The 18,605-nt window shown below is 61.2% G+C and carries 20 protein-coding genes; 1 reads left to right on the forward strand and 19 read right to left on the reverse strand.

Annotated features, from left to right (window positions below):
* Positions 1–4: 4 nt before the first annotated feature.
* The 7 genes from E4656_RS18445 to ndk all read right to left on the reverse strand — a co-directional run bounded on the left by E4656_RS18445 (position 5) and on the right by ndk (position 6,719).
* Entirely contained in the window at positions 5–1,153 is a 1,149-nt protein-coding gene (locus E4656_RS18445) for an outer membrane protein assembly factor BamB (RefSeq protein WP_167856140.1), read from the reverse strand.
* Between the two features lie 16 nt (positions 1,154–1,169).
* Positions 1,170–1,814, reverse strand: a complete 645-nt coding sequence (locus tag E4656_RS18450; RefSeq protein WP_135484799.1) for a YfgM family protein — start codon at positions 1,812–1,814, stop codon at positions 1,170–1,172.
* A gap of 30 nt (positions 1,815–1,844) precedes the next feature.
* Positions 1,845–3,125, reverse strand: a complete 1,281-nt coding sequence (hisS, locus tag E4656_RS18455; protein ID WP_135484800.1) for a histidine--tRNA ligase — start codon at positions 3,123–3,125, stop codon at positions 1,845–1,847.
* A 52-nt stretch (positions 3,126–3,177) separates the two neighbouring features.
* Positions 3,178–4,308 (reverse strand): flavodoxin-dependent (E)-4-hydroxy-3-methylbut-2-enyl-diphosphate synthase, encoded by a 1,131-nt coding sequence (ispG, locus tag E4656_RS18460; protein ID WP_205849274.1) that lies wholly within the window; start codon positions 4,306–4,308, stop codon positions 3,178–3,180.
* Positions 4,301–5,065 (reverse strand): tetratricopeptide repeat protein, encoded by a 765-nt coding sequence (locus E4656_RS18465; protein WP_135484801.1) that lies wholly within the window; start codon positions 5,063–5,065, stop codon positions 4,301–4,303. Before E4656_RS18465 ends, ispG begins: the two co-directional genes overlap by 8 nt.
* Before the next feature lie 3 nt (positions 5,066–5,068).
* Positions 5,069–6,217, reverse strand: coding sequence for a dual-specificity RNA methyltransferase RlmN (rlmN, locus tag E4656_RS18470; RefSeq protein WP_276605991.1), 1,149 nt, complete (start codon positions 6,215–6,217; stop codon positions 5,069–5,071).
* Between the two features lie 73 nt (positions 6,218–6,290).
* On the reverse strand, positions 6,291–6,719 hold the full coding sequence (gene ndk, locus E4656_RS18475; RefSeq protein WP_135484803.1) for a nucleoside-diphosphate kinase: 429 nt from the start codon (positions 6,717–6,719) through the stop codon (positions 6,291–6,293).
* A 178-nt stretch (positions 6,720–6,897) separates the two neighbouring features.
* Here ndk and E4656_RS18480 point away from each other — a divergent pair, with 178 nt between their 5' ends.
* Positions 6,898–8,301: a hypothetical protein gene (locus E4656_RS18480; protein ID WP_135484804.1), complete on the forward strand. Its 1,404-nt coding sequence runs from the start codon at positions 6,898–6,900 to the stop codon at positions 8,299–8,301.
* Between the two features lie 34 nt (positions 8,302–8,335).
* Here the strand turns inward: E4656_RS18480 and E4656_RS18485 are convergent, their stop codons facing one another.
* The 12 genes from E4656_RS18485 to iscR form a co-directional block, all read right to left on the reverse strand.
* On the reverse strand, positions 8,336–8,911 hold the full coding sequence (locus tag E4656_RS18485; RefSeq protein ID WP_135484805.1) for an HNH endonuclease: 576 nt from the start codon (positions 8,909–8,911) through the stop codon (positions 8,336–8,338).
* Positions 8,912–9,035: 124 nt separating this feature from the next.
* Positions 9,036–9,458 (reverse strand): GNAT family N-acetyltransferase, encoded by a 423-nt coding sequence (locus tag E4656_RS18490; RefSeq protein WP_135484806.1) that lies wholly within the window; start codon positions 9,456–9,458, stop codon positions 9,036–9,038.
* 99 nt (positions 9,459–9,557) lie between these two features.
* On the reverse strand, positions 9,558–10,589 hold the full coding sequence (locus E4656_RS18495) for a CobW family GTP-binding protein (RefSeq protein WP_135484807.1): 1,032 nt from the start codon (positions 10,587–10,589) through the stop codon (positions 9,558–9,560).
* Between the two features lie 49 nt (positions 10,590–10,638).
* Positions 10,639–11,058: a SufE family protein gene (locus E4656_RS18500; RefSeq protein WP_135484808.1), complete on the reverse strand. Its 420-nt coding sequence runs from the start codon at positions 11,056–11,058 to the stop codon at positions 10,639–10,641.
* Positions 11,059–11,078: 20 nt separating this feature from the next.
* Positions 11,079–11,612 carry a putative Fe-S cluster assembly protein SufT gene (gene sufT, locus E4656_RS18505; RefSeq protein ID WP_205849275.1) on the reverse strand — a complete coding sequence of 178 codons (534 nt, stop codon included), beginning with the start codon at positions 11,610–11,612 and terminating at the stop codon, positions 11,079–11,081.
* Between the two features lie 30 nt (positions 11,613–11,642).
* Entirely contained in the window at positions 11,643–12,011 is a 369-nt protein-coding gene (locus E4656_RS18510) for a HesB/IscA family protein (RefSeq protein WP_135484809.1), read from the reverse strand.
* Positions 12,012–12,034: 23 nt separating this feature from the next.
* Positions 12,035–13,300, reverse strand: coding sequence for an aminotransferase class V-fold PLP-dependent enzyme (locus E4656_RS18515; protein ID WP_135484810.1), 1,266 nt, complete (start codon positions 13,298–13,300; stop codon positions 12,035–12,037).
* A complete protein-coding gene (gene sufD / locus E4656_RS18520) occupies positions 13,297–14,604 on the reverse strand; it encodes a Fe-S cluster assembly protein SufD (protein WP_135484811.1) in 1,308 nt (435 codons plus the stop codon). The genes E4656_RS18515 and sufD overlap by 4 nt, the downstream gene beginning before the upstream one ends.
* 3 nt (positions 14,605–14,607) lie before the next feature.
* The gene (gene sufC / locus E4656_RS18525; protein WP_135484812.1) at positions 14,608–15,357 is read right to left on the reverse strand and encodes a Fe-S cluster assembly ATPase SufC; all 750 of its coding nucleotides are present in this window, start codon (positions 15,355–15,357) and stop codon (positions 14,608–14,610) included.
* Positions 15,358–15,394: 37 nt separating this feature from the next.
* Positions 15,395–16,837: a Fe-S cluster assembly protein SufB gene (gene sufB, locus E4656_RS18530; RefSeq protein ID WP_135484813.1), complete on the reverse strand. Its 1,443-nt coding sequence runs from the start codon at positions 16,835–16,837 to the stop codon at positions 15,395–15,397.
* A gap of 22 nt (positions 16,838–16,859) precedes the next feature.
* Entirely contained in the window at positions 16,860–18,011 is a 1,152-nt protein-coding gene (locus E4656_RS18535) for an aminotransferase class V-fold PLP-dependent enzyme (RefSeq protein ID WP_135484843.1), read from the reverse strand.
* A gap of 18 nt (positions 18,012–18,029) precedes the next feature.
* Complete coding sequence (gene iscR, locus E4656_RS18540; protein ID WP_135484814.1) at positions 18,030–18,509, reverse strand: Fe-S cluster assembly transcriptional regulator IscR; 480 nt, start codon at positions 18,507–18,509, stop codon at positions 18,030–18,032.
* Positions 18,510–18,605: the final 96 nt, after the last annotated feature.

Consider the following 18,605-nt stretch of genomic DNA (forward strand, 5'->3'; position numbering starts at 1 on the left):
TGGCTTACTCCCGGCCCGGACGTTCACGCCCGGAAATGATCATGCCTTCCATGGATTGAGCATAGAAGCGTTCGCCATCGGCGACTGCAGGCACGGTAAAATGGCGGCTGCCACTGAAATCGAGGCGGCCTATGGTGTCCCCGTTGGCGCTGTCCAGCACATGGATATAGCCCCGCCGGTCGGTAACCACCAGGCGATTGCCGGCTACTGTGAGACCGGTCAGCGGCCGACCACTGTAGCCCTGCTGACGCCAGCGCTCGCCCTGAGTCTGCAGATCATAGGCCACTATCTCGCCGCCTCGGTCGGCCACGAACAGGCTGCGCCCATCGGTGGCCAGACTGGCGGTAACGGACTTGTCGATGGTCCAGCTCGGCTCACCCGTATCGGCGGCCACACCCAGTAACCGGCCCTCAAAGGAACCGGCAAAAATACGGCCATTGACCAGCAGCGGCGAAGTGTCCACATCGACCAGGCGCTGCAGATCCGTGCTGCCGCGCGGATCGGACAGGCGCTGGGCCCAGCGCAGTTCGCCGGTACGCAGGCTGAAGCCAGCCAGGCGGCCATTGGCAAAGCCGGCCACTACCTGGTCACCCACAATCAGCGGTTGCGCCTGGCCATGCAGGGTCAGGCCGGGCTGTTCGCTGTCATAGATCCAGACCCAGCTTTCATTGCTCAGGTCCCACAGCCGCAGTGAACCATCGCGGCCTATCAGCGCCACACGGTCACCTTCTACCACGGGCGCGGCCAGAGTCGACAGATTGAGATGCGATGACTGAAGCAGACTGCCGTCTTCCGCCGACAGTGTTTTCAGATCGCCGGCCTTGCTGACCAGATACAGCCGACCATCGGCCAGGGTCACCCCGGCCTGCCAGGGCTCGTATTGCTGCCGCCACTGAACCCGTCCGGTGTCGCGGTCCAGCGCCGCCACCTGGCCATCCTGATAGGCCACGTACAGATGATCGTCACCCAGTGCCGGGCGCAGACGTTCGGGCCCCTGTCCGGGCTGCCAGTCACGCACAAAGCGGAAGCCCCAGTCCAGGCGCACCCGATCATCGGTCAGGGCCGGCGGCTCCGGAGGCGGAGTGCGCGCCAGGTTACCGCATCCGGTCAGCACCAGCAGGGCTGTCAGCAGTACTACGATTGAAACGCGCATCGACATCAATGACCTCTCAGAGTACACCATAGGTTTCAGCTTTGGCCTGCAACAGCGGCCGGTTCAGGCCCTGGGACTGAGCCAGTTCCCAGGCTTCGGCATAAGCAGCCCGGGCCGCATCACGATCACCCAAGCTGGCATGCACATCACCTCGCAGTTCGGCATAGCCGACGCGCTGGCTGCCCGGGTCCAGGCTGTCCAGCGTGGACAGCACGGCATCGTATTCTTCCTGCGCAAACAGCACCCGCGCCAGACGCAGGTTGACCAGCCGCTGCAGGGACTGTTCCGGTTCCTGATCAAGGACCCAGCGCAAGCGGTCTTCAGCCGCTTCCAGCTCACCCTCGGCAACTGCATAGCGGGCCTGCAACATGGCGGTATAGAGCGTATAGGTGCTCTGCGGGTGATCCGCCGCCAGGCTCTCGAACAGACTGTCCAGCTCGGTGCGCTGATCATCGGTCAGTTGCTGAGCATCACCCACCAGGCGCAGCACCTGCTGATACTGGTCCGAGGCTGCTTCGCGTGCCTGCTGCTGCTGATTCTGATAGAACCAGAAGCCTCCATAGGCCAGAATGGCGACCAGAAAACCACCGATAATCAGGTTGCCCCAGCGGGCAAACCACTTCTTGATCGCTTCTATCTGTTCTTCATCAGTATCGTACACGCTAGACTCCTTGAGACCCTTCTTATTCGCTTATTCGTTGTTCAGCGCCGCAGTCAAGCGGGCGCTGTCATTCCAGGCCAGTTCATACTGGTCCTCGCCGGTGCGCAGGTCCTTGACCGTGAACACCTGCTGCTGCAATTCATCCTCACCGAGGATCAGGGCCAGCCGGGCCCCGCTGCGATCAGCCTTTTTCATTTTCGACTTGAAGCCGCCGCCGCCCAGGTGTGTCTGCAGACGCAGCGTCGGGTTGGCCTCACGAATCCGCTCGGCCAGTGGCAGCAGCGCCATGTCAGCGTCCTCACCCATGCTGATCAGATACGCATCCACGGTCGTGAATACCGACTCCGGCACCACGCCCAGGGTTTCCAACAACAGCAGCAGGCGCTCCACGCCCATGCCGAAACCGATGGCCGGCACCGGCTTGCCGCCCAGTTGCTCGACCAGGGCATCATAGCGCCCGCCGCCCAGCACAGTGCCCTGGGCTCCGAGCGCATCCGTAATCCACTCGAAGACAGTGCGGCCATAATAGTCCAGCCCGCGCACCAGCCGCGGATTGACCCGATAGCTCACGCCGGCCTGGTCCAGCTGTGCGCACAGCACACTAAAATGCGCGGCCGACTCGTCATCGATGTAATCCATGAAATCGGGCGCGTCATTGAGAATCGACTGCGTGTCCGGGTTCTTCGAATCCAGAATGCGCAGCGGATTGGTCTCCAGACGGCGCCGTGAATCTTCATCCAGACGCGCTTCATGCGTGCGCAGGAAGGCTACCAGATCATCCCGATAGCGCCCCCGGCTGGCCGCTGTACCCAGAGTATTGAGCTCCAGCCGCAGATGCTCGGCAATGCCGAGCTGCTGCCACAGGCGCGCGGTCATGATGATCAGCTCGGCATCGATGTCCGGCCCTTCCAGACCAAAGATCTCGGCCCCGAACTGATGAAACTGGCGGTAACGGCCCTTCTGCGGCCGCTCGTACCGGAACATGGCCCCCGTGTACCAGAGTTTCTGAATCTGGTTGTGCAGCAGGCCATGCTGAATGGCCGCGCGCACGACACCCGCCGTGCCTTCCGGACGCAGGGTCAGGCTCTCGTCATTGCGATCGGCGAAGGTGTACATTTCCTTCTCGACAATGTCCGTCACTTCGCCGATGGAGCGCTTGAACAGCGCCGTATCCTCGACCACCGGTGTGCGCACTTCCCGGTAGCCGTAGCGGTCGAACAGCACTCGCATCTGCTGTTCGAGATACTGCCAGGCCGGCGAGCGGTCGGGCAGTACATCATTCATGCCACGTATGGCTTGCAGGTTTTTCAAAACGATTCCTTAACCTGTAGATTTGATCTGTTGTGCACGGCTGGCACCGGGATCATTCGGTATCACCGCTGCGCGCGATGACTGCGCGCTCGGCAGCCTCCCGCTCGGCTACCTTGTCCCGAATCATGCGTTCGAACTCGTCCACCAACTGGCCATTGCTGAGCTTCCGGTTGGGACGGCCATTCAGATAGATCAGATTGGCCGGTGAGCCACCGGTAACGCCCAGGTCGGCTTCTTTCGCCTCTCCCGGCCCGTTAACGATGCAGCCGATCACCGCCACATCGAGAGGAGTCTTGATGTCTTCCAACCGCTCTTCAAGCTGATTCATGGTGCTGATAACGTCGAAATTCTGCCGGGAGCAACTGGGGCAGGCAATGAAATTAATGCCTTTGTTGCGTAAACGCAGGCTTTTCAGGATATCGAAGCCCACCTTGATCTCTTCCACCGGATCGGCGGCCAGCGACACCCGCAGCGTATCACCAATGCCGTCCATCAACAGCATGCCCAGACCCACCGAAGATTTGACAGTGCCGGAACGCAAACCGCCTGCCTCGGTAATACCCAGATGCAGGGGCTGATCGATCTGATCGGCAATCAGGCGATAGGCCGCGACCGCCATGAACACATCCGACGCCTTCAGACTGAGCTTGAAGTCACGAAAGTTCAGCCGCTCGAGAATATTGATATGGTCCAGCGCGGATTCCACCAGCGCCTCCGGGGTGGGTTCCCCATATTTGCGCTGCAGGCGTTTTTCCAGCGAACCGGCATTGACCCCGATGCGGATCGGGATGCCCATATCGCGCGCCTTGTCGACAACCGCGCGCACCCGATCTTCCTTGCCGATATTGCCCGGATTGATGCGCAGGCAATCGACCCCCAGATCAGCCACCCGCAGGGCGATCTTGTGATCGAAATGTATATCGGCGATCAGCGGTACATTGACCTGCTGACGAATCTTGCCGAACGCCTCGGCGGCATCCATGCTGGGCACGGAGACCCGCACCAGATCAGCGCCCGCGTCTTCCAGCCGGCGGATCTGTGCCACTGTGGCATCGACATCCGTGGTTTCGGTATTGGTCATGCTCTGTACCGAGACGGGGGCATCTCCCCCCACCGGCACATTGCCGACCATGATCTGTCTGGATGGCCGACGCCGAATCGGTGAGACCATCTGCTTATTCATCGTTGCGACTCCGCAGGTAGCGACTGTCGGGGAAGCGTTCTTCCAGCAATTCCAGCAACCCCGAGTAGGTTTCTTCGCGGTCCATGGCTTCGGTTACACGCAGTCCCAGAATCAGGCTGTCTTCCGTATGGTCGGTGACATCGGCCCGCACCAGATTTTCAAAACCTTCGAAATAGTCCAGGGCCCGCTGGGTATTGCCCTGCACCAGGTGGATATTGGCCATGTGCCAATAGGGCATGGGCAGCATGCGGTTCAACTGGATGGCGCGATCGAAATGTGTCTTGGCTGTCTCCAGGTCATTCTGATAGAGGTTCAGAATGGCGCGGTCTTCAAAGGCGGCACCGCGATTGGCGTAATCCGCATCGGCAGTAACCTGCCGGAACGCTTCCTCTGCTTCGTCGAGACGGCCCTGACGAAACAGGAACTGTGCATAGGCATGCCGGTATTCGGTCTCGTCGCTCATCGACAAGGCGCGCTGATAGTAATCCTCGGCCAGTTCCGGCTCACCCTCGGCCTGATACACCATGGCCATGCCGAGATAGGCGCCACTGGCATCGCGGTCCAGAGACTGCGCTTCACGGAAGGCGCGCCGCGCCTGCTGGCGGTTGTCAAACTCCAGATGGCGGAAACCGATCTCCACATAGCGCTGCGCGGTCTCCGCATCCTGCGAGCTGGTCTGGCTGCCCACACTGGCACAGGCCGTCAGCATCAGAGCAGCGGTCAGAACGATAAGACGTGTCGGCCACAGAGATTTCATGGTTCAGAGTCTTCCTGTTCGTGCACTGGCAATTTCGGCCGCAGTACTGCCAATCTGCACCGCCTTGATATAACGCTCACTCCGTCTGGTCCTGTCCTCTACCTGTCCGACCAGTTGGCCACAGGCCGCGTCAATGTCATCGCCGCGGGTCTTGCGAATGGTGACATTGTAACCCGCCTTCAGCAACAGCTCGCGGAAGTGGTGACAGCGGTTGTTGCTGGGCCGCTCGTAGCCGGAATTGGGGAACGGATTGAACGGAATCAGATTGATCTTGCAGGGCGTCTGGCGCAGGACTTCTGCCAGCTCACGGGCCTGCTCGGCATGGTCGTTGATGCCGTTGATCAGGGTGTATTCGATGGTCAGCTGGCGTTTGTCCGCCAGCTGACTCAGATATTCATTGCAGGCGGCCAGGGTTTCGGCGATGCCGTACTTCCTGTTCAGCGGTACAATTTCGTCACGCAGCGCATCGTTGGGGGCGTGCAGCGACAGGGCCAGGCTACAGTCGGTATCTTCCGCCATGCGCCGTATGGCCGGCACAACACCGGAGGTGCTCAGCGTCACCCGGCGTTTGGAGATACCATAGGCATTGTCTTCCATCATCAGGTCGATGGCTGCCATCACCGGTTCGTAGTTGAGCAGTGGTTCACCCATGCCCATAAAGACAACATTGGTAATACGGCGTTCCCGGCGCTCCTCGGTACCTTCCAGTGCCTTGGCAGCCACCCACAGCTGACTGATGATTTCCGCCGCCGACAGGTCGCGGTTGAAGCCCTGCTTGCCGGTGGAACAGAAGGAGCAGTCCAGCGCGCAGCCTATCTGCGATGACACGCAGAGCGTGCCACGATTGGCCTCCGGTATGAACACGGTTTCCACCGCCGAACCACCGGCCATGCGCATCAGCCATTTGCGTGTGCCATCCTGGGCCGTGCGGTCGTAGAGTATTTCCGGCACATCCAGCACGGCCACTTCGCGCAGCCGATCACGCAGTTTTTTGGACAGGTCCGTCATGGCATCAATGTCATTGACCCCACGCGCATGAATCCACTTCAGCACCTGCTTGGCACGGAAGGGTTTCTCACCCATGGTGCTGAAGAGATCTTCAAGCTGCGCCCGGGTCATTCCGAGCAGGTTGATGGCACTATTATCCACAATGAATCCTGTCTGCACTGCAAGGGCCGCCAGGGCAAATGACCATGACTCACTGCGAGCCATGGTCACAGGCGCCTCAGGAGCGGCTGAAAATTTCGTCGGCGGAGAAGAAGATACCGATCTCGCGGCGGGCAGATTCCGGAGAATCCGACCCGTGTACGGCATTGGCGGACACTTCTTCCGCAAAGTCGGCCCGGATAGTGCCGGCAGCGGCTTCCTTCGGGTTGGTCGCACCCATCAGGTCACGGTTGAGGGCCACTGCGTTTTCACCTTCCAGTACCTGCACCATGATCGGGCCGGAGGTCATGAAACCGACCAGGTCATTGAAGAACGGACGCTCCCGGTGCTCGGCATAGAATTCACCGGCTTTGTCTGCGGACAGATGAACCATCTTGGCTGCCACTATCTTCAGACCGGCCTTCTCGAAGCGGCTGTAGATCTCGCCGATGACATTCTTGCCCACGGCATCGGGCTTCACGATGGAAAAAGTCTGCTCAATTGCCATTATCATTGATCCTGTAACTGTTGGAATTTCAAGGCGCGCGAATTATACCGTTCCGAGCCATCCGACTCCATGCGCAATGCACGTTTTTTGCAGGCCAGGCGGCATTTCACCTTGCCAGCCCTCAGTCAATGGACTAAAACCATGTCATATCAGTGTAAAACCGAGGATGACGCTGCTTATGCGCCATGTAGTATCCCGTGTTCTGCTCCCGCTGCTGCTGTTGAGCGGGGCGCCCGCCCTGGCTGACGAGCCCAATATACTATTGGCCACCAAAGCCAGTCCCGAAGTGGCCAGCCATGATGCCACCTTCCGCCGTGTGGTTCAGCACGCCATTGATGCACTGGAAGACTTTGAGGTCAGCTGGATTCGGCCCGGTCTTGACTGGTCCGACCCGGACAAGAAGCAGCAGATGCTGTCCAGCGCTGCCTCTTCCCGTCTGCCCATTGTGGCACTGGCCAACCTGACCGTCAGCGAGCAGCGGCGCGGGCTGAGCCGTACCTCGACCGCCCGGTTGCAGCTCGAGTTCGTCAACTCGGTGGGTGGTGAAGTCACCCTGGCGCGGCAACTGGAATTCGAGTTCAATACGCTGGACGGCCTGATGGCCCAGATCGAGTATGAACTGACGCGCAACCTGAAACGTCATTACGGGGAACTGGGTCAGGTGGTCCGGGTCAGTGACCAGCGCATCTGGTTTGATCTGGGCCGCAACGCAGGGGTGCGCGTGGGCGATGTGTACCGCGTCTATGGCCAGGGCGAAGCGCTGGAGACCTCCAGCGGCGACCGCTATGGTTTCCTGGACGAACACGCCGGCATCGTGGTGGTGCGCGAAGTGACCAATGTATACGCCGTAGCCGACATCCTGCTCGGCCAGCGCAGCATCGAGGCTGACCACTGGGTGGAACAGGTGGACGGCCAGGCCGAAGACTATCAGGGGCGCATCCTGACCAAGCTCAATGACGAGGTCGCCATCAGCCTGGGCCACCGCGCCGGCATCAGCCGGGGCGACGAATTTGCCGTCTACAAGGACCTCGAGAACATTGGCGACGATGATGCCTTCCGGGTTGAAGTCGCCCGCATCCGCATCACCAGTGTGCACGAGAATCACGCGCGCGGTCAGATCATGCGCTCCGACCGCTATGACCTGGCCCGCGGTCTGGTGGAGCCGGGCGATACCGTGCAGGAAGTGCGCCGCCGCGGTGATGTGATGGTGAACTTCGGCTACAACTCGCTGGGCCTCACCAATGACGACATCACCCATGCCTATACGCTGGGCCTGCGCTTCGAAAGCCAGCAGAATCTGGATGCCTACTACCGCATCACCATGGGCTATCTGGATACGGCCTACTTTGCCGTTGGCCTGATGGGCGCCGTCAACCGCTCGGAGAGTTTCTTCTACGGCGTGGATGCGGTCTGGACCGACAGCCTGGGCACCAATCTGTTAATGTCGGTCAATGCGCCGACGCCCTTCCAGGAGCATATCCGGCTGAATACCGAAGTCGGCTACCTGGTCTCGGAAGACGACAGCATCAATGGTCTGAACATCAGCGTGGGCCTGACTCTGCGTTCGACTGGCAACCAGTGAACGCAGCAACGGATGCCTGCCTGACCAGCCCGGGTCAGGGTACCTGCATGGGCTGGCGGGCGGGATGCTTGAGGTGGTCGCCAAAGCGCCGGCTCAGATAGTCCATCTGGTCACCGCGAATATGTCGGTTGGCCAGATACATGAACTCGAAGATATTGGGCCGGAACGGTACTGCCAGCAGCTTGATGCCGGCCTGCTCGGGCGTGCGCCCGCCCTTGGCCTGATTGCAGCGCCGGCAGGCCGTGACCACATTGGTCCAGGCATCCCTGCCACCCTGCACCCGGGGTACCACATGGTCACGGGTCAGATCCGCCAGCTGAAAGCGATGTCCGCAATACAGACAGCGCTGCTGATCACGCCGAAACAGGATGGGATTGGTCAGCGCCGGGACCGTGCCGTCAGAGGGATGATTGCCGTCGCAGGCGACAATGGGCGCAATATCGAGCACCGAGCGTTCGCCGGCCCGATTGATGCCGCCATGCAAGCGCAGATTGTCATCACCCAGGGTCCACAGCACCTGCCCGCGCACATAGAGCACCGCTGCTTCTTCCCAGCTGATCCAGGCAACCGGCAGGCCGCCCTTGGTCAGTCGCATTACCCGAAAGGGCATAACAGACTCCCCTTGCCTCACCTCAGCTTTTGTAACTACTTATAGCATGATTGTGACAAAGGGGTGAAAATTTGCACAGTAGAGCCCTGTTGTACAACAGAAAAACCTGCGCTGACGGGCTGTTTTATGGTCTGGCCAGTTGACGTTCGATATGGCAGTAGGTCAGAGTGCCTTTCCGGTGGCGAGAGTCGGCGATTTCGACAAACCCCAGGCGCTGGTAGAACGGCAGCGACGGCACTCGAATGCGGCACCAGAGGCGTGCAACATCGGCTGTTTGCGCCTGCGTACTGACATGCTCGACCAGGCGGGTGCCCAGGCCCAGATTGCGATAGTCCCCCAGCACTGCCAGCTTGCGCAGGCGGGCTTCGGTACCGGCCACAAACAGCGAGGCAACGGCGACCAGACGACCTTCCACGCGCAGCCCAAAATGCTGACCGCTGGTATCGTCTTCCAGCACACTCTGGCTGACAGGTTGGTCAGGAGCAAATACCACCTGGCGGATCGGCCAGGTCTCATTGGCGTTCAGGGTGTCGATTTCAATGTTCACGGCGGACTACCTGCCCAGTGCTGGGCGCTAACTTGAACGGGTCGCGCATTCTATACCTTTATGGCACTGCGGAACAAATCCCCGCTGACCCGAAACCTCTCAGGGGGTTGGCAGCGGCTGGCGAGCGGCTTCAAGGTGCTGCCTGAGCCGACCTGCATCCAGCGCCCTGTCATCTATCAGTTCAACCACGGCTTCGTCCTGCGGCCCGCAGAGTCCGGCTGAGAGGTCGTCTCCGGCCACATTGAACCAGAGCCAGCCGCGCTGGGTCAGCAGCACGCCCTTGCTGCGCATGACACCCAGCCCCAGCAGGCACTCCAGCAATGCATCCGCATCCCAGACTTCCCTGACGCTGATACGCCAGCCCAGGCTGTGGAAGCCGTCACTGGCATGCGCCAGCTCGATCCACTGCCCCGGTTGCGGCGGCTCGGGCGCCTGGCGCCAGTCCAGTGTTGGCGGCGACATCGCGCGGGCAGCAGATGCGGGGATGGCAGCACCGCGTTGCGCCCGGTTCTGCAGCCAGCTCAGGGCTATTTCGCCCGCGGAGACGGTTCTGATACCCGCCTGGCGCGCCGGGTGGGCCTGCGCCTCCGGGCGCTCCAGCAGCCACTGTTCGGCCTGCTGCAGGATCTCGGGCGGGCAGAGGTCGGCCTTGTTCAGCACCCAGCGATGTGCCGCCTCGATCTGATCACGGAACAGCTCATGCTCCTGATAGCGGCGCTGTACCACCTGCCGCGGGTCGAGCAGGGTCAGCACCCCTTCCACCTGCAGCACCGAGGCATAGTCGGGGCCCTGCAACAGCTGCAGTATCTCCTTCGGATGCCCCAGGCCGCTGGGTTCGATCAGCAGGCGGTCCGGGCGCTCCTGTCGCAACAGGGCATTGAGCGCGACACGGGTGACTGGCCCGGCAGCACAGCACATGCAGCCGCCGGGTATCTGTTTCACGGCGACACCAGTGTCGCCGATCAGGCGGGCATCCACGCCAATCTCGCCGAATTCGTTGACCAGTACCGCCCAGCGCTCATCCTGCGGCCTGTGGGCCAGCAGGTGGCGAATGGCCGTGGTCTTGCCCACACCCAGAAAGCCCAGCAGCAGGTGTACGCGCACATCCTGTACGGGTGCCTTTGACACCATGGGTTCATCCCTCCGGACAAGGTTCAGACAGTGACAGTTTCAGTGCTGTTCAGACGGCGTCAGCGGTGGCCCGGATGCGTCCGACCATGGCGCGCAGGCCATTGCCCCGGGTCGGGCTGAGATGCTTGATCAGGTTCAGTTCATCGAAATAGGCATCGATGTCGAACGCCAGCACTTGCGCCGGTGTCTTGTCGTTGTAGGCCGCCAGCACCACACCCAGCAGACCGCGCACGATATGGGCATCACTGTCGGCGACAAAGCGCAGCCGACCGTCCTGCAGATCATGGACCAGCCAGACCTGGCTCTGGCAGCCCCGCACCAGATTGTCCTCGATACGATGTTCGTCGGCCAGTGGCGGCAGTTCACGCCCCAGATCAATGATGTACTTGTAGCGTTCTTCCCAACTGTCAAAAAAGGACAGGGTGTCGACGATGTCCGCTGCCGTAATGTCTGTACCGAATTCTGCCATTGTTGCGTCTGCTGTCCTGTTCAGAAAAATAGGCCGGTTTCGAGCTGGGCTTCTTCGCTCATCATGTCGCGGTGCCAGGGTGGATCAAAAACCAGCTCCACCTCGACGCTGTCCACATTGGGCACCATGGCCACCCGGTACTCGACATCACCGACCAGCACCGGCCCCATGCCACAGCCGGGTGCGGTCAGGGTCATGCGGATATCGACGCGCCGGGCAGCCTGATCAATCTCCACGCCATAGATCAGCCCCAGGTTGACCAGATCGACCGGTATTTCCGGATCATAGACGGTACTCAACGCCTCCCAGACCTGATCTTCCCGAATGCGGTCATCCTCGGGTGCCGGGAAATCCAGCCGTGCCGGCTGCTGGCCAATGGCGGCGGCATCGGTGCCATCCACCCGCACCATCTGGCCGTTCCAGGTCAGGGTGTAGTTGCCACCCAGCGACTGCGTGATGGTCACGAAGGTGTCTTTGGGAATGGTCAGCGGTGTACCGTCCGGCACGCGCCGGGCCGGACAGTCTTCCAGCGCGACCACCATGCGTCTTTCCATGGGCAAACCTCAGTCAGTACTACGGATCGCTCAACCTGCGTTGGCGATATTGAAGCTCTCACCGCAACCGCAGTAGTCCTGCGCGTTGGGATTGTTGAAGCGCAGCTGACGATTGACACCCGCCTTCACATAATCGATCTCGGTGCCATTCAGCACCGCCAGATGAGCACTGTCCACGAACAGATCCACACCCTCGTCGAGATGATAATGCAGGTCACCCTCGGTGCCCTGCTCCACCATGTCGACCACGTACATGAAGCCGGTACAGCCGCTTTCCTTGACGCTCAGACGCACCGCACGGGCGTCGTCCCCGGTCTCGATCTGACGGCGAAAATGCTCGATGGCGGCCGGTGTTACACGCACCACGTCCGCTGTCGGGCTGAACGATTCTACACTCATGACACCCTCCTGAATTCGGGTTATCAGAAAAACTGTCGGGCCTTGTCCAGGGCCGCGAACAGGCGATCAATATCCTCTCGGGTATTGTAGAACGCCAGGCTTACACGCACCGTGCCCGGAATGCCGAACTGATCCATGATCGGCTGCGCACAATGATGGCCGGTGCGCACGGCGACCCCCTGATGGTCCAGCAGGGTACCCAGATCAGCCGGGTGCGTGCCATCCACCAGGAAACTCATGACCCCGGTTTTGGCCTGGGCGGTGCCGACCAGACGCAGACCCTCGGTGGCTCTGGCCCGTTCTTCGGCATAGGCCAGCAGGTCGTCTTCATGGCGCTGCGCGCCGGCCCGATCCAGACTGTTCAGATAGTCGATGGCGGCGCCAAAACCGATCACATCGGCAATGTTCGGCGTGCCGGCCTCGAACTTGTGCGGTACCCCGCCATAGGTGGTACCGGCAAAACTCACGGTCTCTATCATTTCGCCGCCGCCCTGCCAGGGCGGCATGGACTCCAGCAGTGCCAGGCGGCCGTACAGGGCGCCAATACCGGTGGGTCCGAATACTTTATGTGCGGACACGGCATAGAAATCACAACCCAGGGCCTGCACATCAACCGGGAAATGACCCACTGCCTGCGCCCCGTCGATCAGTGTCAGCGCCCCCACGGCATGCGCTGCGGCAATGATCTCCTCTACCGGGTTGATCGACCCCAGCGCATTGGAAACATGCCCCACTGAGACCATGCGCACGCGCTCATCCAGCAGGGCACGGAAGGCCTCCATGTCGAGCGTGCCGGTCTCATCGACCGGGATGGGCTCGACTGTGGCGCCCAGAGGCTCAGCCACCAGTTGCCAGGGCACGATGTTGGAATGGTGTTCCATGGCCGAGACCAGCACGCGATCGCCGGCCTTGAGATTGGCCCGGCCCCAGCTCCAGGCCACCAGATTGATGCTTTCGGTAACACCACTGGTCCAGACGATTTCGCGCCGATCAGCCACGTTCAGAAAGCGCCCCACCGTGTCGCGGGCATCTTCGAAGGCCTGCGTTGCCCGCTCGCTCAGCGCATGTGCCGCCCGGTGCACATTGCTGTTGTAACCTTCGTAGTAGTCGACCAGCGCCTGAATGACAGCGCGCGGCTTCTGCGTGGTGGCGGCATTGTCCAGATAGACCAGCGGGTGGCCATTGACCTCCTGCTGCAGAATCGGGAAATCACGCCGTACGCGCTCCACGTCAAAGGGCACGGGCCGGGCAGCCTCAGCCGCCGTGTTCGGGCGCAGGGTCTCGGTCATGAGGTGGCCCCCTCCAGATGCCGGGCCAGCGGCTCGGGCCGGCCCAGCAGCCAGCCCAGACGCCGGCGCAGATAGCTCTGCACACTGGCCTCGGGCGCTTCGCGCAGCAGTTCGTTGATAAAGCCGAAGCTCAGCATGACCTCGGCTTCCGCCTGCGATATACCGCGACTCTGCAGATAATAGAGGGCGGTGGCATCGAGCCGGCTTACAGTGGCGCCGTGGGCACAGCGCACGTCATCGGCATAGATTTCCAGCTCGGGCTTGGTATCCACTTCCGCCTTGCCGGACGTCAGCAGGTTCTTGTTGCTCAGTTCGGCCAGCGTCTTCTGCGCATCCGGGTGAATATGAATGCGGCCGTTGAACACGGCGCGCGCCGAATCGCCAATGATGCCCCGAAAGGTTTCGCTGGTGGTGCCATGCGGCACGCAGTGTTCGATATTGGTGTGATAGTCCACCAACTGGCGGTTGCGGGGCAGATAGACCCCGTTGAGCACCAATTCGGCACCTTCGCCGCGATGATTCACCTGATAGTCGATCCGCTTCAGGCGGCTGCCCTGGGCCAGCGTAAAGCCCTTCATGCGCGCCGAGCGACCCAGGTTGACGTGAACGCCGCCGACATGGATCAGGTCTTCCTGCTCCAGATTGACCCTTGAGTGCCGGAACTCGGCATCAGCCGCCACCTGCACCTCGGTCAGACTGTTGACGAAGCCGTTCTGACTGGCTTCGGTGGAGGCGAAATGCTCCACCACACTGGCACTGGCCTGCGCCTCGAGCACGATCAGCACACGCTGGCTGGCCGTGGTGGCGCTCGCTTCCGGCGTCGAGATATGCACGATATGTACGGTCGATGCCAGCTGCGCTCCCTGTGGCACATGAACCAGTACGCCGTCCTCCACCCAGGCATTGCTGAGGGCGGCAAACAGATGGCGCTCGCTGTCCACGATCTGCCCCAGATGCTGCTGAATGACAGCCTGCTGGTCGGCACCGGCGTCCGCAAAGCGGACCACACCGGCCGGCAGTTCGGCGGACGACAGCGCCGGCGCAAAGCGGCCGTTCACGAATACCAGACGCGGCGCCTCGGCATCGATCCATTCGATATCGGCTGCGTCTGCAGCCTGCCCCCAGCCGCCGAAGTCGGTCTTCTGCAGCGGTGCCAGCGGCGTATATTTCCAGTGCTCGGTGCGGCGGGTTGGCCACGGCGTGGCAGACCAGCGCTCGGCCCCGGCGGCCCGCAGGTCCTGCAGCCAGTCCGGCGCTGTCTGCTGTTGCGCCAGTTGCAAAGCCTGTTGCTGAAAATCAGTCATGCCTCAGGCCACCTCGCTGTCCAGCCAGCCGTAACCATGAGCTTCCAGCTCCCTGGCCAATTCCTTGGTACCGGATTTCACAATGCGGCCCTGGGCCAGCACGTGCACGAAATCCGGTTCGATATAGTCCAGCAGGCGCTGATAGTGCGTGACTACGATAAAGCCGCGCTCAGGCGTCCGCATGGTATTGACCCCGTCCGAAACCGACTGCAGCGCATCGATATCCAGCCCGGAATCGGTCTCGTCAAGGATGCACAGCCGCGGCTGCAGCAGCATCATCTGCAGGATCTCGTTGCGCTTTTTCTCGCCGCCGGAAAAGCCTTCGTTGACGCCACGCTTGAGGAAGGACTGATCCATGCGTACCTGCCGGCAGGTCTCCCGTGCCAGCTTCATGAATTCCACCGAGGACATTTCTTCCAGCCCCTGATGCGCGCGCTTGGCATCCAGGGCCGCCTTGAGGAATTCCATGTTGCTGACGCCGGGGATCTCCACCGGGTACTGAAAGGCCAGAAAGATGCCCTCGCGGGCCCGCTCTTCGGTATCCAGCGCAAGCAGGTCCTTACCGTCAAAATCGACGGTGCCGCCGGTCACTTCAAAGCCTTCACGGCCGGTCAGCACATTGCCCAGGGTACTCTTGCCGGCCCCGTTGGGGCCCATGATGGCGTGCACTTCACCGGCCTTAACGGTTAGGCTGAGGTCACGCAGAATCTGTGTTTCCCCGACGTTGGCACTCAGATTGTTAATGGTGAGCATAGTGTCTCTTCCAGTAATGCAAATTTCTGTGATCGTATCAGCCGACGCTGCCTTCCAGGCTGACTTCCAGCAGCTTGCCTGCCTCCACGGCGAATTCCATGGGCAGCTCCCGGAACACCTCGCGACAGAAGCCATTGACGATCATCGAGACCGCCTTTTCCGCATCCAGGCCGCGCTGCTGGCACAGGAACAGCTGGTCATCGCTGACCTTGGAGGTGGTGGCCTCGTGTTCAACGATGGCCGACGGGTTCCTGCTTTCGATATAGGGGAAGGTATGGGCACCGCACTTGTCCCCGATCAGCAGCGAGTCACACTGGGTAAAGTTGCGCGCCCCTTCGGCCCCCGGGTTCATCCGCACCAGGCCGCGATAGGAGCTGTCGCTGTGACCGGCCGATATGCCCTTGGCAATGATGGTCGAGCGGGTATTCTTGCCCAGGTGGATCATCTTGGTGCCGGTGTCGGCCTGCTGATAGTTGTTGGTCAGCGCCACCGAGTAGAACTCCCCGACACTGTTGTCGCCCTTCAGGATGCAGCTCGGGTATTTCCAGGTCACGGCCGAGCCGGTCTCGACCTGGGTCCAGGAGATCTTGGCATTGGTATGGCAGATGCCGCGCTTGGTGACAAAGTTGTAGATGCCGCCCTTGCCTTCGGCATCGCCGGGGTACCAGTTCTGTACCGTGGAATACTTGATCTCGGCATTGTCCAGTGCCACCAGCTCGACCACGGCAGCATGCAGCTGATTTTCGTCGCGCATGGGTGCGGTGCAGCCTTCGAGGTAGCTCACATGGCTGCCTTCTTCGGCCACGATCAGGGTGCGCTCGAATTGGCCGGTGTTCATTTCGTTGATGCGGAAATAGGTCGACAGCTCCATCGGGCAACGCACCCCTTTCGGGATGTAGACAAAGGAACCGTCAGAAAACACGGCCGAGTTCAGCGCCGCAAAGAAGTTGTCCTTCTGCGGCACTACGGAGCCGAGATACTTCTGCACCAGCTCCGGATATTCGTGCACGGCCTCGCTGATGGGGCAGAAGATGACCCCGGCTTCCCAGAGTTTCTTGCGGAAGGTGGTTACCACCGACACGGAATCGAACACGGCATCGACCGCTACCCCGGCCAGCATCTCCTGCTCGTGCAGCGGAATGCCCAGCTTCTCGTAGGTCGCCAGCAGCTCCGGATCAACCTCATCCAGACTCTGGGGCTTGTCATCCATGCTCTTGGGCGCGGAATAATAGGAGATTTTCTGGAAGTCGACCGGCGGATACTTGACCTTGGCCCAGTTCGGTTCCTTCATCTCGAGCCAGGCACGATAGGCCTTCAGACGCCATTCGGTCATCCACTCCGGCTCCCCCTTCTTGAGGGAAATAAAGCGCACCACATCCTCGTCCAGCCCCGGCGGCAGGGTATGCGAGTCGATACTGGTATGGAAACCGGCAGCGTACTCTTTTCTGCTCCTGATCAGACTTTCGACCTGTTCGGACATCTTTTCCTCGCTCCGGCAGCCGTCAGACTGCTGCTTGACTCAAACTGGTTACCACCTGCCGAATGTGGCCGATGGCAAATTCAATCTCTTCTTCCGTTGTGTAGCGCCCCAGGCTGAAACGCAATGATGCATGCGCCAGCGCATCGGGCACGCCCATGGCACGCAGCACAAAGCTCGGCTCCATGGACGCCGAGGTACAGGCTGACCCGGTGGCCACGGCCAGTTCACGCAGGGCCAGCATCAGGGCTTCACCGTCCTGACCGGCAAAGCCGACATTCAGGTGGCCACAGGCGCGTGCGGTCGGATGGCCGTTCAACTGCACGCCCGGCAGATCCCGGATACCGTCCCACAGCCGGTCCCGCAGCTCAGCAACACGCGCCGGTTCGCACTCCAGATGCTGCCGCGCCAGTTCGGCAGCAGCACCCATGCCCACACACTGGTGGGTGGCGAGCGTACCGGAGCGATATCCCTGCTCGTGGCCGCCGCCGTGAATCTGTGCCTGCGGCCTGGGCGTCAGACCACGCCGGATATACAGGGCGCCAATGCCCTTGGGGCCATACATCTTGTGCGCCGACAGCGCCAGCAAATCAATTTGCATGGCTGCCACATCGATGGGCAGGCGCCCGACGCTCTGTACCGCGTCGACATGAAACAGGACGCCCTGTTCCCGGCACAGGGCCCCGATGGCTGCCACGTCATTGACGGTGCCGACCTCATTGTTCACATGCATGACACTGACCAGCCGCGTGTCTTCACGCAGCGCCCGGGCAACCTGTTCCACGGCTACCCGCCCGCTCTGATCCGGCTTGACCCGGGTCACGTCAAAGCCCTGTTGCTCCAGCCAGCCGGCGGTATCCAGCACCGCCTTGTGCTCTATGGCCGACACCACCAGATGACCACTGCCGGCCGCCTGCATCACGCCCTTCAGCGCCAGGTTGTCCGCCTCGGTGGCACCGCTGGTCCAGATCACTTCCCGACCTTCGGCGTTGATCAGTTCAGCCACCTGCAGGCGCGCCCGCTCGACGGCTTCTTCGGCCTGCCAGCCATACAGGTGCGAGCGCGATGCCGGGTTGGCAAAGCGTCCGTCCCGGGTCAGGCAGTCCGCCATCTGGTCGGCTACCGCCGGGTCCACCGGAGTGGTGGCGGCATAGTCAAGATATACAGGCTTACGCATCATGTACTCTACCGGGCTTCACGTGATCCGATTCAATTCAATCTGGTTGTCTGGCCTGGCCAGAACGCTGTCCTGGCGCTGGCGAACGGCCTGGATATCGCGCCGTGCCACCAGATCACCCAGGCTGATATCGCTGAGAAACTGGTGAATCTGTGCACTCAGGTCTTCCCACAGGTGATGCGTCAGGCAGGTTTCGCCGCCCTGACAGCCACCCTTGCCCTGACAGCGTGTGGCGTCCATCGATTCACTGACGGCATCCACCACCCTGGCCACGGAAATATCCGCCGCCGGTCGGGCCAGACGATAGCCCCCGCCCGGACCGCGCACACTTTGTACCAGCTCGTCGCGTCTTAGCCTGGAGAACAGTTGCTCCAGATACGACAGCGAAATACCCTGTCTGTGCGATATGTCAGCCAGACTGATCGGCCCCTGCGACTCATGCAGGGCGAGGTCCAGCATGGCTGTTACCGCGTAGCGTCCCTTGGTCGTCAAGCGCATGGAAAGTGAGCCTCTAGAACCGGAAGTCAGAACAGATTATGGAAAATCCGAGTATTTTAGTCAAGTATTCAGCGCCTGCCCGGGAACCGCACGGGG

Source organism: Natronospirillum operosum (genome assembly GCF_004768465.1).
GTDB classification, from domain to species: Bacteria; Pseudomonadota; Gammaproteobacteria; order Pseudomonadales; family Natronospirillaceae; genus Natronospirillum; species Natronospirillum operosum.